Annotated in this window: 16 protein-coding genes; 12 read left to right on the top strand and 4 right to left on the bottom strand. The window is 67.6% G+C overall.

The features are described 5' to 3' along the window. The first annotated feature begins 872 nt into the window (after positions 1–872). Both ACIP67_RS17720 and ACIP67_RS17715 read left to right on the top strand, forming a co-directional pair. Positions 873–2,060 (top strand): AAA family ATPase, encoded by a 1,188-nt coding sequence (locus ACIP67_RS17720; RefSeq protein ID WP_401692660.1) that lies wholly within the window; start codon positions 873–875, stop codon positions 2,058–2,060. A 3-nt stretch (positions 2,061–2,063) separates the two neighbouring features. Then, on the top strand, positions 2,064–2,663 hold the full coding sequence (locus ACIP67_RS17715) for a hypothetical protein (protein ID WP_401692658.1): 600 nt from the start codon (positions 2,064–2,066) through the stop codon (positions 2,661–2,663). Between the two features lie 193 nt (positions 2,664–2,856). On the opposite strand, the gene ACIP67_RS17710 is transcribed toward ACIP67_RS17715, so the two are convergent. The 4 genes from ACIP67_RS17710 to ACIP67_RS17695 all read right to left on the bottom strand — a co-directional run bounded on the left by ACIP67_RS17710 (position 2,857) and on the right by ACIP67_RS17695 (position 4,463). Continuing rightward, positions 2,857–3,231, bottom strand: coding sequence for a hypothetical protein (locus tag ACIP67_RS17710; protein ID WP_401692657.1), 375 nt, complete (start codon positions 3,229–3,231; stop codon positions 2,857–2,859). After that, a complete protein-coding gene (locus ACIP67_RS17705; protein WP_401692656.1) occupies positions 3,228–3,356 on the bottom strand; it encodes a hypothetical protein in 129 nt (42 codons plus the stop codon). Before ACIP67_RS17705 ends, ACIP67_RS17710 begins: the two co-directional genes overlap by 4 nt. Positions 3,357–3,568: 212 nt before the next feature. Next, positions 3,569–4,009 (bottom strand): ATP-binding protein, encoded by a 441-nt coding sequence (locus ACIP67_RS17700; RefSeq protein ID WP_401692655.1) that lies wholly within the window; start codon positions 4,007–4,009, stop codon positions 3,569–3,571. Positions 4,010–4,055: 46 nt separating this feature from the next. Continuing rightward, complete coding sequence (locus ACIP67_RS17695; protein WP_401692917.1) at positions 4,056–4,463, bottom strand: NUDIX hydrolase; 408 nt, start codon at positions 4,461–4,463, stop codon at positions 4,056–4,058. A gap of 107 nt (positions 4,464–4,570) precedes the next feature. Between ACIP67_RS17695 and ACIP67_RS17690 the strand changes: the two genes are divergently transcribed. The 10 genes from ACIP67_RS17690 (at position 4,571) to ACIP67_RS17645 (ending at position 11,827) form a co-directional block, all read left to right on the top strand. After that, complete coding sequence (locus tag ACIP67_RS17690) at positions 4,571–5,359, top strand: GntR family transcriptional regulator (RefSeq protein WP_401692654.1); 789 nt, start codon at positions 4,571–4,573, stop codon at positions 5,357–5,359. A gap of 168 nt (positions 5,360–5,527) precedes the next feature. Continuing rightward, on the top strand, positions 5,528–5,884 hold the full coding sequence (locus ACIP67_RS17685; protein WP_401692653.1) for a hypothetical protein: 357 nt from the start codon (positions 5,528–5,530) through the stop codon (positions 5,882–5,884). Further along, a complete protein-coding gene (locus ACIP67_RS17680) occupies positions 5,884–7,260 on the top strand; it encodes an FtsK/SpoIIIE domain-containing protein (protein ID WP_401692652.1) in 1,377 nt (458 codons plus the stop codon). Before ACIP67_RS17685 ends, ACIP67_RS17680 begins: the two co-directional genes overlap by 1 nt. A gap of 84 nt (positions 7,261–7,344) precedes the next feature. Beyond that, on the top strand, positions 7,345–8,067 hold the full coding sequence (locus tag ACIP67_RS17675; protein ID WP_401692651.1) for a DUF2637 domain-containing protein: 723 nt from the start codon (positions 7,345–7,347) through the stop codon (positions 8,065–8,067). A gap of 136 nt (positions 8,068–8,203) precedes the next feature. Beyond that, positions 8,204–8,395 (top strand): mobile element transfer protein, encoded by a 192-nt coding sequence (locus tag ACIP67_RS17670; protein WP_401692650.1) that lies wholly within the window; start codon positions 8,204–8,206, stop codon positions 8,393–8,395. Between the two features lie 15 nt (positions 8,396–8,410). Continuing rightward, a complete protein-coding gene (locus ACIP67_RS17665) occupies positions 8,411–8,605 on the top strand; it encodes a hypothetical protein (protein ID WP_401692648.1) in 195 nt (64 codons plus the stop codon). Positions 8,606–8,630: 25 nt separating this feature from the next. Then, a complete protein-coding gene (locus ACIP67_RS17660) occupies positions 8,631–8,876 on the top strand; it encodes a SpdD protein (protein WP_401692647.1) in 246 nt (81 codons plus the stop codon). Between the two features lie 164 nt (positions 8,877–9,040). Continuing rightward, complete coding sequence (locus ACIP67_RS17655) at positions 9,041–10,336, top strand: replication initiator (protein WP_401692916.1); 1,296 nt, start codon at positions 9,041–9,043, stop codon at positions 10,334–10,336. Beyond that, positions 10,329–10,568: a helix-turn-helix transcriptional regulator gene (locus ACIP67_RS17650; protein ID WP_401692646.1), complete on the top strand. Its 240-nt coding sequence runs from the start codon at positions 10,329–10,331 to the stop codon at positions 10,566–10,568. Before ACIP67_RS17655 ends, ACIP67_RS17650 begins: the two co-directional genes overlap by 8 nt. Beyond that, positions 10,568–11,827 carry a tyrosine-type recombinase/integrase gene (locus ACIP67_RS17645; RefSeq protein ID WP_401692644.1) on the top strand — a complete coding sequence of 420 codons (1,260 nt, stop codon included), beginning with the start codon at positions 10,568–10,570 and terminating at the stop codon, positions 11,825–11,827. Before ACIP67_RS17650 ends, ACIP67_RS17645 begins: the two co-directional genes overlap by 1 nt. Positions 11,828–12,011: the final 184 nt, after the last annotated feature.

Here is a 12,011-nt window from a genome sequence, read left to right as displayed (position 1 = left end):
TGCTGGTGTGCGACGACGTGCCTCACGACGCCCCGGGCAGAGACGAGAGAACAGCCGGGGCCTGGAGCACTGAGCCCGGCCCGATCAACCGGCTGGCGGCCAGAAACGGCCCGGGACCGCCAAAACCCCCTACCAGCGGAGAACCCGCTGATAGGGGGTTTGTTTCGTACAGGCTTACTTCTTCTTGCCCTGGGTCTTGCCGGAGATCTTGGTGACCTGGGTCTTTGCTGGTCAGGGACGGTGGGCTCGTGCGCCTGGTGGTCGTCGTTGGTCGTCATTGGCCACTGTTGAGCGGCCTCGGACGGCCCAGGGACGGCCCAGCTCTGCCGCCCCGACCGACAGCTGGCACTGTCGATGCAGCCCGTCTGAACCTCAGCCGACGACAGTCAGCCACGACGGCGGGCGCGCCGACCGACTACGCACGCGTGTGCCTCGCTGCACCCCCACCGGCCTCAGCCACGCTGCTGTCTCCGTCGACCAGAGCAAGCCCCGACGGCCGGTCCGTGACCACGATGCCTGAGCCCTCAGCTTGGGCAGCTTCGATCATTTGCGGAAGATGAGGGTGATGACCTGGGCCAACGGCTGTGTTGGTCTTGCGCGGAAGCAACCGCCACGGGGTGCGGCTGACTGGATGGCCCAGGTAGAGCGGGTGCGGGGCGCGCATTTTTGAGAAGCGCAGTAGCTCCGCTACATAGAGACAGCAACTGACCTAGGAGCGGTGGTAAAGAGCCGGGCGCCGGGGAGCTACCTTCACTTCATCCTTCACGCCAGCTGCACTCTCAGTCAGCCATCGCGATACCTCAGCGCTACTCCCGCGCGGGCGATACCATCCGGGTGAGTGATCGGGAGCGGTTGCACTAGGGGGTGCCTTCGTGAGCGAAGCAGAAGACGGCGTCAAGCACGAACCGTTGGAGCGTAAGAACATGCGCTTCACAAGTCTCCAAGTGGCCAACTGGAGGAACTTTACTAGTTTTGCGGTCGACTTGCGCCAGAGGATGTTTTTGGTTGGGCCTAATGCTGCAGGAAAGTCGAACTTCTTGGACTGCTTCAGATTCCTTTCGGAGATCGTATCTGTTGGTGGCGGGTTCGAGGCTGCGGTAGCAAAACGCGGCGGCGTGAGTATGATTCGCTCTTTCGCGGCTCGAAGGTATCCGTCAGTTTCACTAAAGGTCACTCTTGGAAACGACGCCTTCCCGAACGAGTGGAGCTATGAGCTCAAATTCAAGCAAGATAACAACAGGCGCCCAATTGTGGAATCCGAGGTGGTGCAGTACAGGGGGAAGGACCTGTTGCGACGACCTGACGCAGGTGACCGTGGGGACGTGGAGCGGTTGCGTCAGACGCACCTTGAGCAAGTGAACGTGAATAGAAAATTCCGGATTGTGGCGGAGTTCTTTACCAGCCTTAGTTACATGCACATTGTTCCGCAGCTAGTTCGAGAGCCGGACAGGTCCGTAGGCAAGAAAAACGACCCGTTTGGAGGTGACTTTCTCGAACAAATTGCGCGCACACCCAAGGTGACCCGTGACGCGCGCCTACGGAAGATTGTCGACGCTCTTAAGGTGGCTGTACCGCAACTGCAAAAACTAGAGCTAGAATCTGACATTCGCGGTGTTCCGCACCTGAAAGGAAAGTACCAGCACTGGCGGCCGAATGGAGCCTGGCAGACGGAGGATCACTTTTCGGACGGAACTCTGCGACTCCTTGGCCTACTATGGGCGGTAGCTGATTCACGCGGCCCGCTGCTACTGGAAGAACCTGAACTATCACTGCACCCTGAAGTGGTTCGACACATTCCTCAAATGTTCGCAAGGGTACAGAGGAAGTCTGCTAGGCAGATCTTGGTGAGTAGTCATTCGCCGGAGATTTTGAACGACTCGGGAATCGGGTCCGACGAGGTCCTGATGCTAATTCCAGAATCTGAGGGTACTGCGGTATCTCGCCTGTCAGATCGGGAAGAGATCCGCATTATGCGCGAGTCCGGGGTTCCCCTGGGAGACATTTTGAAGGAATTCACGGCCCCGGAAGAGGCTGGGCAACTCAGCTTCTTCGTGGGGTGATCAGTGAACAAGGTCATGATCGCAGTAGAGGGAATTTCCGATGAAGGCGCGGTTCGCTCTATATTGCGAGAGTTCGGGCTTGACGTGAACATGGTACAAGGGAAGGGGGGTAAGTCGGCGCTGCTAAAAAAGCTGCCTGCATATAACCAAGCGGCTAAGTTCATGCCTTGGTTCGTTCTCGTGGATATGGACACGGTGGACGGCTGTGTAGTAGCAAGCGTACGTGAATGGCTTCCTGTCCCCGCAGACCTGATGGTATTCCGGGTGGCAGTCGCAGAAATCGAATCTTGGCTGCTCGCAGATCGGGATGCAATCGCCGACTTCCTTGGGGTTTCAGCGAGTAAAGTGCCTAGAAATCCGGACTCTCTGCAAGACCCAAAGCAGGAAATTATCAACCTGGCGCGAAAGTCACGCCGTAGAGACATTCGTGAGGGCCTCGTTCCGAGACCTAACAGTGGCACCTCCGTTGGGCCCACCTACGCGTCAGATATTCGGGACTTCGGTCTTAGGCTGTGGCGCCCCAGAATCGCTGCTGACGAATCGCCAAGCCTGGCGCGTTGCCTACAGCGGGTTGAGCAACTCGCGGTTACCTTGGGTCGCTGAAGGGTCTGGGGAGCCGATGGTCCCAGCTGCGACGGACCCCTTCTCTGACGTCAGGCGGCTGATTGCTGTGCGCGCGGCACGGGCGCCGGCCGGGCTGGAGCGGGGCGGAGACAGGAGCGCAGGCCCGGCCGGGGGCCGGGCCGCGCGCGGGGAGCGGAGCGAGCCGCCTTGAACCAGTAGAGAAAGTTGTAACTCAGTGCGTCGTGCGGGGCTTGAAGCTGTGTGCACAGGCTGGGAGTTCGATGTTCTGCCGGTGGGCCAACGGTAGGAAGAGGACTGGTCGGATCGTCCATATGATGCGGACGCCGGCATGCGTGATGGTCACCGTGCAGTGCTCGTAGCGCAGGAGGGCCCTTCGTGTTTCGGCACGCTCGTCGTGCAGCCACGCCCATGCCTCGTCCGATGCGTCGGAGTCGAGTGCCGGTGAGATGGTGCGCAGGGCGATGGCGACCCATCGGTCGGCCTGGGGCGCCGAGTACGCGTCGAACGATGCCAGGAGTGCCGGCCCCTCTCCCGTGGCGTCCTCGGTCCAGCATTCGCACCAGTAGCCGCGGGCGAGCCCGGTCATGTGGCCGCTCCCGTCGGGTGGGCCACGAGGACATAGCGGGTGCTCTCGTCGTAGAGGGTGATCTGGTAGCCCGTGCCTGCGGTCATGTAGGCCAGGGCTCGTTCGTGCTCTGCCTCGTCCGTCAACCAGTGGAGTCCTGGTTGTGCGTACGGCCTGTCGAACTGATCGATGATGTGACGCGTGCGCTCCTGTAACCAGCGCAGGGCCAGCCGCGGGCTGGTGGCGTCGTGTGACCCCAAGGGGATGGAGCGCACTTCGTTCAAGGGATAGGCGACCGCTCGGCAGTGGCAGGGAAGAGGCCGGCCGCCCGCGTTCTGAGCCTGGGGAGGAACGGACTTCAGCATGGGCGTCCTCCTGTCGGGCGTGCCTGGATGAAGAGTTCCGCGGTGACCGTGTGACCGCCGTGGCTGTCATGGATGACGACCCGGTGAGCGAGCGCGCTGACCATGCCCAGCCCTCGGCCGTGCTCGGCCTGCTCGTCCTGCTCGTCCTGGTCCTCGGCCTTCGGGGCTGTGCGGGTGCCTCCCTCGTCCGTGACCGACAGGGCGACCACCTGCGGTGAGACAGCCAGGGCCAGATGGAAGCTGCCCGACCGCATGCCGCTGGCCGTGTGGAGGATCGCGTTCGCGCTCAGCTCGCTCACGATCAGCTCGGCGTCCTCCGCCAGGGGTGACCCGCGCAGGATGTCGCGGGTCCAGCGGCGGGCCCGGCTCACCTCTTCCGGGAATCCTGGGCAAGACAGTCCCCAGACCCGGGCGGTGCTCGTATACTCGTGCATACAAGTTCCTTCGTGCTGATAGGCCGCCATGTGCAGCGGGTTCGGGCTAGACGAGTTTCACGCCGTCGTGGGCGCGGACGGCCGGCGGTGTGGCTGCGTCGAGTGCGTCCAGGACGCGGATCGCGTACGCCTCGTCGGCGAGTTCGGTGACCTCTTCGCGGGTGGCCCAGCGCAGTGCGCGGGTCTCGTCCCCGGTGGTGGGCGTGCCGTCGGCGGCTTCGCAGCGGAAGACCAGCGAGACGATGAGGCCGGTCATGTTCTTGTAGACGCCGGTGAGGGTCGCGGGAAGTGCGACCTTGATGCCGGTCTCTTCGAGGACCTCGCGCTGGAGGGCTTCGGGGATGGTTTCCTCACGTTCGAGGACTCCGCCTGGGGGCTCCCACTTGCCGTTGTCGCGGCGCTTGATCAGCAGGGCCCGGCCCTGGTCGTCGACGATGACCCCGGCGACGCTCACGGAGTGCGGACGATCAGTGCTCACGTTGTACGGCCCTCTCGGCTGGCTAGGCTCTCCACGGTAGCAACAACACTCACCCGCTCGTCTAGATACCTAAAGGAGTACACGTGTCCCCTCTCCCCTCCGGCTTCCTCGGTGCGCTCGACCCCACGAGCGACCGTGCCGTCTTCCGGCAGATCGCCGACCAGCTGCGCGAAGCCATCGACCGCGGACGGTTCAAGGAGGGCGAGAAGCTGCCCTCGGAAGCGGAACTCGTCGAGCACTACGGCGTCTCCCGCATGACGGTCCGCAACTCCTTCTCCATCCTCCAGGGGGAGGGGCTCGTGCACGCCGAGCACGGCAAGGGCGTCTTCGTCCGCCCCCGGCCGCCCGTGCGACGACTTGCCTCCGACCGTTTCGCCCGCCGGCACAGGGAACAGGGGAAGTCCGCGTTCATCGTGGAGGCCGACGCCGCCGGCAGTCACCCCACGGTGGACAGCCTGGAGGTGAAGGAGGAAAAGGCGAGTCAGGACGTCTCCGCACGGCTCGGCTCGGTGCGGCGCGTGCTCGCCCGGCGGCGCCGGTACCTCCTCGACGGACGCCCGGTCGAGTTCGCCACCTCCTACCTGCCCCTCGACATCGCCCGTGGCACGCCCATCGCGGAGCCGAACCCCGGCCCCGGCGGCATCTATGCCCGCCTCGAGGAGCTGGGCCACCACCTCGACCACTTCGAAGAAGAGATCCGCGCCCGGATGCCCTCGCCGGACGAGGTGCGGACGCTGCGGCTGGCCTCCGGCGTCCCGGTCATCCACCTCATCCGCACCGCGTACGACACGGATAAGCGGGCCGTGGAAGTCTGCGACACCGTGATGGCGGCCGACGCCTACGTCCTGTCGTACCAGCTCCCGGCGACCTGATCGCGGGAGCGGCGGTGGTGCGCAGGGGGTCACTCCCTCAACTCGTACACACCGACACGCATACTCGTATAGACGAGTGGGCAAGTCGCATGGCAAGGTGTTCACGTGAATCCCGCAAAGCGGGTTCGCAGAACGCAACATGTCTAGACGAGTAGATAGGGAAGATCCTTGCGTACTATCCGTGTGGAGACCTCGGCGGCCACGATCCTGCTGACCGAGGCCCCGGAACCCAAGGTCCGTGACCGGCAGACCGGCGAGATCGCCAAGGACGCCGTGAGCGGTGAGGCGCTCATGACGATCGGCGTCGTCTACATCGAGGACGGCGAGTCGTCGCTGATCAAGGTCACCGTCCCGGAGAGCGGCGTGTCGGAGGGACTGCCCCTCGGCTCGCCGGTCTCGCTGCCGGGCCTGGCCGCCCGCCCGTGGGAAAGCGTCTTCAACGGGCAGCAGCGGCACGGCATCGCCTACCGGGCCGCCGCCGTCACCCCGGCCGCGTTCCCGGCCGCCGCGGGGGCCTCGGTCTGATGGCCGACCTGACGACACTCCTGGAGGTGGGTGGCCCCCTCGCCGTGCTCGGCGGCGGGGCCGCCTACACCCGGGCCAAGCATCCGGCCGCCTACTGGTCCACGGTCGGCCTGCCGATATCCACCGCCCGGCTGCTCGGTTCGTACGGCTCGGTGATGGAGGCGTGCGGCCTGACCGTGGCGCCGTCCCGGCTGCGGGTCCTGGCGGTGAAGGCGACCACCCGCCGTGAGGTGCGACCGGTGCCTCCTCGCCGGGGCATCATCCGGCCCACCTCGACCGGCCTGCGGCTCCGGCTGCGGCTCGCTCCGGGGCAGGAGCCGGCCGACGTCGCCGCCTCGGCCGAACGGCTGCGGCACGCCTGGGGCGTCCACGCCGTCTACGTGACGACCATCAAGCCGGGCGTGGTCGAACTGCGGCTCGTCGGCTTCGACGTCCTGCGACGCGTTCGGATGCCTCGCAAGCTCGCCGCGGGGCTGTTGAAGGTGCCGGTGGCGCTGCGGGAGGACGCCACTCCGTTCGTCCGCGACTACCGGGCCATCCCGCACCAACTCACCCTCGGCGCCACGCTGTCCGGCAAGTCCATGTACCTGCGCCACCTGATCACCGGACTCGCCCGGCAACCGGTCGCCCTGGTCGGCATCGACTGCAAGCGCGGTGTGGAACTGGCGCCGTTCGCCGCCCGGCTCTCCGCGCTTGCCACCGACCCGGAACAGGCGGCCGAGCTGCTGCCCGTGCTCGTCAAGGAAATGGAGGACCGATACGACCTGATCAAGGCCCGGCAGGGCATCGCCCCCGGCACCCCGGCCGATGACATCACCTCCGACATCTGGGGCCTGCCCGAGAACGAGCGGCCCACCCCGGTCGTGTTGTTCGTCGACGAGGTGGCCGAACTCTTCCTCGTCGCCACGAAGAAGGACGAGGAACGGCGCGACGAAATGGTCACCCAGCTCATCCGCCTCGCCCAGCTCGGCCGGGCCGCCGGCATCTACCTGGAGGTGTGCGGGCAGCGCTTCGGCGCCGAGCTCGGCAAGGGCGCCACCATGCTGCGGGCCCAGTTGACCGGCCGTGTCTGCCACCGCGTCAACGACGAAGCCTCGGCGAAGATGGCGCTCGGAGACATCGCCCCGGAAGCGGTCGGTGCGGCCTGCGCCATCGCCCCCGAACGGCCGGGCCTGGCCGTCGCCGGCGACACCTCCGGCGGCTGGTCCCGCATCCGCACGCCGTACCTGTCCCTCGGTGACGCCGCCCGTGTCTGCCGGGAGTCGGCCCACCTGGCACCCGACCTGGCCGCGCTCACGCCCTTCCGGCCGTACGTTCCGGCCGGCCCCGTCGATACCCCGGCGCCGCTCGTCCGGCCGCGCCCGGTGACCGACTGACCTTCCCCCCTCTTCCCGGTCGGCGTGACCGCCTCGCGCCCTGTCCCTACCCCTGCCATGCCCGAATCCGGAAGGAGCCGCAGCATGCGTGCCCACCTGGCCCGTGTCGACGCGGTACTCGTCCAAGCGCTCATCGCGGCGGCGCTCTCCTTCGCCCACCTGCACGACATCGCCTCGGCGGCCGGACAGGACGGGTGGAAAGCATGGGCCTACCCGATCAGCGTCGACCTGCTGCTCGTCGCCGCCTGGCGCCGACTGCGGACCGGCGACGCGAAAACGGCCGGGTGGTGCTGGTTCGTGATCGCGCTCGCCGCGTCTCTCGGCGCCAACGTCGCCACCGCCGGCCTGCTCGACATGCACCACGTCCCGGCCTGGCTCCGCATCCTCGTCGCCGGATGGCCCGCGGTCGCCTTCCTCGGCGGCACGCTGCTCGCCCACATCGCACCGGCGGCCGTCGACAACATCCCGGAGCCTGCCGACACCGACACCGACACCGACACCGATGACGACCAGGAGGACGCGCCCGAACCGACCACCGCACCCCAACCGACCGCGCCGGCCATCGAGCCCCCGCCCGAGCGGCCCGCCGTACCCGTCCCGGCCGCCTTGGTCGAGCACGCACGCAAGGTCGCAGCAGAGCACCACACCCGTACCGGAACGCCCATCGACGTCCCGACCCTGCGCGCTCGTCTCGGCGTCCCCGCACCACTCGCCGACGCCATCGCCACCCGCCTCACCGGACAGCAGCGGAGACACCTGCCATGCGTCCGTCCATCCGATCCGCCCTACGTCGTGCTGCCGAGCTGACCCGGAACAACCAACTCGTCGAAGCCGTGGCCACCGCTGAGGCTGCGATCAACCGGGCCACCGCCGACGAACACCCGGAGATCGCGCAGTGGCTCACCGACCACGCCCGCGACTTCACCGGAGAGGAGAGCCCGTGATGCCGCGCCCGAAGCGCTTCCGCAACGTCACCCGCATCGGCCCCGTACAGGTCGGCACCTTCTACGACGGCCGGGGCCGTGAGAAGCACACCGCCGCCTGCACCGCTCCGCGCTGCGGCTTCTCCGCCGACTACGACAGCCGGGCCGCCGCCGAACTGGCCGCCCGCACCCACCGCTGCCCCGCCCGCTGAAAGGACCGCCCACCCGTGACCGTCAGCCTGCCCCTCGTCGTCGTCCTCGGCCTCTTCGCCTGGGGAGCGGTCAAGTTCCTCGGTGTCCGCGCCTGGGTCGTCGTCCTGGTCGCCCTCTTCGGCTTCTGGCTCTCGCACACCTTCCTCGCCCCCGCCATCGAGTCCGGCACGCGCTCGGGCGTGGACGTCATAAACGGCTCACATGACTAGACGAGTAGACCAGAGGAGTCCCGCCGTGTTCCTGCCTAAGTACCCCGACAGCCCGACCCCGCCGCCCGCGCACCCCCACACCCCGGCCGATCCGGTGCCCGTGCGGCGTGCGCTGCCGTCCGTCTCGCTCAGCACCGGGGCGGTCGTCGCCGTGGTCACCGGCGGCGTGATCCTGACCGCGCTCCTGGCCGCCGTCGCCGTCTCGGCCATCTCGGTCGCCGTCGCCGCCGTCGTCCTGCGCTCTCCGCTCCGCGAGCACCACCGCCGCTGAGCCTCACACGCCACCACGCCCCGGGGCGGCCACGACACCGCCAAGCATCCGGCCGCCCCGGGCGCTCACTCCCGACCCGAACAGCCAGAAGGAGCAAAGCCATCTTCACCCGCCCCACCCCGCCCCCGCTGCCCGAACTGGCCAAGCTCGCCGCGCACGGCACCCTGCCCGGCATCCTCCGCCAGCTCTCCGGCCTCGGCGGCTGCACGCACCCGATCCGCCTCGACGGCCACCGCACCGAGTACGACGTCGACACCGTCACGGGCGAGATCGGCCGCGTCCTCCAGCACCTCGAATCGGCCGACCTGCCCGCCGGCCACCTCCTCGTCCGCTGCAACAACCGCCGCACAACCCGTTGCCCGGCCTGCTCGGAGGTTTACCGCCGTGACACCTTCCACCTGATCACCTCGGGCCTGCGCGGCGGCAAGGGCACCCCCGAACACGTCGCCGCACACCCCCGCGTCTTCGCCACCTTCACCGCCCCCGGCTTCGGCCCGGTCCACAACCGCCCCACCGGCCCCGCCGGAACCGTCCACCCCTGCCGCTGCGGCACCCGCCACGACCAGGACGACGACCTACTCGGCACCCCGCTCGACCCGGACCGCTACGACTACGAAGCGGCCGTCCTCTGGAACGCGCACGCCGGGGCCCTCTGGCAGCGTTTCTCCACCTACCTCCGTCGGGAGGTCGCCAAGCGCGCCGGCCTCTCTCAGCGACGCTTCCGCGAGCACGCGCGCGTGTCCTTCGCCAAGGTCGCCGAGTACCAGAAGCGCGGCGCCGTCCACTTCCACGCCGTCATCCGCCTCGACGGCCCCGGCGGCGGCGACACCCCGCCCCCGCCCTGGGCCACTGCCGAACTGCTCACCGACGCCATCCGCAGCGCCACCGCCAAGGTCTGCGTGGACGGCCCGACCCTCGACGGACGCGCCCACACCTTCACCTTCGGCCGACAGCTCGACGTCCGCACCATCCGCTCGGCCGACTTCAACGACGGCCAGGAGCTGACCGAGCGAGCCGTCGCCGCGTACATCGCCAAGTACGCCACCAAGGGCGCCGAGACGGCCACGGGTGCTCTGGACCGGCCACTGAAGTTTGCCGCTGAGCTGGCCCAGCTCGACCTCAGCGACCACGCCCGCCGGCTCATCCGCACCGCTTGGACCCTCGGCGCCCGCAAGGACCTCCAACACCTCCGCCTGCGGGCCTGGGCCCACATGCTCGGCTTCCGCGGCCACTTCTCCACCAAGTCCCGCCGCTACTCCACCACCCTCGGCGCCCTCCGCGACGCCCGCGCCGCATGGCGCCGCGCACAGGCAGCAACAGCGAACGAGCAGACGCCCGACACCACGTACGTCCTCGCCCACTGGGCCTTCGCCGGCACCGGCCTCTCCGACACCGAAGCATGGCTCGCCGCGTCCATCGAGCCCGCCCCCGGAACGGAAGGAGAACCCACCCGTGGCTAGCCGACGCCTCGCCCTGACCGACGTGGCCGCAGAACCGCGCGCCCTTCCTTCGCGGTACCTGACCCCTGACGACCTGGTGGAGATGTTCGAGTTGCCCAGCGTCGAAACGGTCTACCAGTGGCGACGTAAGCGCACCGGGCCCCGTGGGTTCCGCGTCGGCCGGCATCTGCGCTTCGACCCGGCCGACGTACGGGCCTGGGTGGACTCCCGGCGTGAGGGGGCGGCTGCCTGATGGCCGGACACATCCAAGACCGCTGGTACAAGACCGAGGTCGGTCCGGACGGCAAGACCCGCAGAGTGAAGAGCGACCGCTATGGCTCGGGTGCGCGCTACCGCGCGCGGTACGTCGGCCCGGACGGTACGGAGAGGTCCAAGAGCTTCCCCGACAGGCAGAAGCGGCTTGCTGATCAGTGGCTCGCCCATACCGAGGCGGACATGGCACGCGGGCAGTACATCGACCCGCGTGCCGCTCGGGTCACCTTCCAGCAGTACGCCGAGACATGGGTATCCACACAGGGGGCTGACCCGAACACCCAGGCTTCGATGGAGTCACAGCTTCGGCTGCACGCCTTCCCGTACCTGGGATCGCGCCCGCTCGGCTCCTTCCAGCCTGCGCATATCCGGGACTGGGTACGGCAGCTGAGCGAGAACGGCATCAGGGGCTCGTACGCCCGCACCATCTACTCCAACGTGCGCGCCGCCCTCAGCGCGGCCGTGGACGATGGGCACCTTCCTCGGAATCCGTGTGCGGCTCGATCGGTCCGGCCGCCGACCGTCGATGACAGGCGCGTCGCTCCCTGGACACCGGAACGGGTCTTCGCCGTCCGGGCCGGCATGCCCGAGCGGTTCCGGGCCATGGTCGACCTGGGTGGCGGCTGCGGGTTGCGACAGGGCGAGATCCTCGGCGTGGCCGTCGACGCGATCGACTTCGAGTCGGACACGTTGCACGTGGTCCAACAACTCAAGCTGAGCCGGAGCAAAGCCGTCTTCGCCCCGCCCAAGGGTGGCAAGCTCCGGGACGTACCGCTGCCCGGTCCGGTCGCAGATGCGCTCCGGGCGCACATGAAGCGGTTCCCGCCGGTCGACGTCACCTTGCCGTGGAAGGTGGCGGACGGGCCTCCGGTGACCAAGCGACTGATCTTCACCGGGCCGCGTGGCGGTCACGTCTGGCGGACGTCGCTCAACGAGGAGGCGTGGAAGCGGGCGTTAGCTGCGGCTGGCGTGATCCCCGAGCGGGAGCCAGGCGAGCCGTACGCCGAGTCTCGCGAGAACGGCATGCACGCGCTCCGGCACTTCTACGCCTCGGTGCTCCTGGACGCCGGGGAGAACATCAAGGCCCTCGCCGAGTACCTCGGCCACTCGGACCCTGGCCTGACGCTCCGCGTGTACGCGCACCTCATGCCGTCCAGTCAGGAGCGCACCAGAAATGCTGTGGCCCAAATTTTTCACGCCCCGCAAAATCGCAGTTCCGCAGATTCGACGAGCATTTGAAATGTAGGGCCAAAAGTTGCGCCAGATTCTCCGTCGCGAACTTTGGATGCCAAATGAAATCGAGCGGACAAATTTCGTGCCAGGCACTCTGGCACACCCCCCACCTGTGTGCATGCACGCACACCATGTGCGCGCACGCACACACGAACAAGATCAACAGCGCCCAGTGAACCCATCCATGACG

The sequence above is a fragment of the Streptomyces sp. NPDC088812 genome (genome assembly GCF_044750285.1).
Lineage (GTDB): Bacteria > Actinomycetota > Actinomycetes > Streptomycetales > Streptomycetaceae > Streptomyces.
This window is presented reverse-complemented; position numbering and strand designations above follow the sequence as displayed.

Excerpts from the sequence above, each read along its gene's own strand:
- ACIP67_RS17670 (WP_401692650.1), top strand. The coding sequence starts at position 8,204 with ATGCCGCGCCCGAAGCGCTTCCGCAACGTCACCCGCATCGGCCCCGTA.
- ACIP67_RS17645 (WP_401692644.1), top strand. The coding sequence starts at position 10,568 with ATGGCCGGACACATCCAAGACCGCTGGTACAAGACCGAGGTCGGTCCG.
- ACIP67_RS17680 (WP_401692652.1), top strand. The coding sequence starts at position 5,884 with ATGGCCGACCTGACGACACTCCTGGAGGTGGGTGGCCCCCTCGCCGTG.
- ACIP67_RS17710 (WP_401692657.1), bottom strand. The coding sequence starts at position 3,231 with ATGACCGGGCTCGCCCGCGGCTACTGGTGCGAATGCTGGACCGAGGAC.
- ACIP67_RS17700 (WP_401692655.1), bottom strand. The coding sequence starts at position 4,009 with ATGCACGAGTATACGAGCACCGCCCGGGTCTGGGGACTGTCTTGCCCA.
- ACIP67_RS17675 (WP_401692651.1), top strand. The coding sequence starts at position 7,345 with ATGCGTGCCCACCTGGCCCGTGTCGACGCGGTACTCGTCCAAGCGCTC.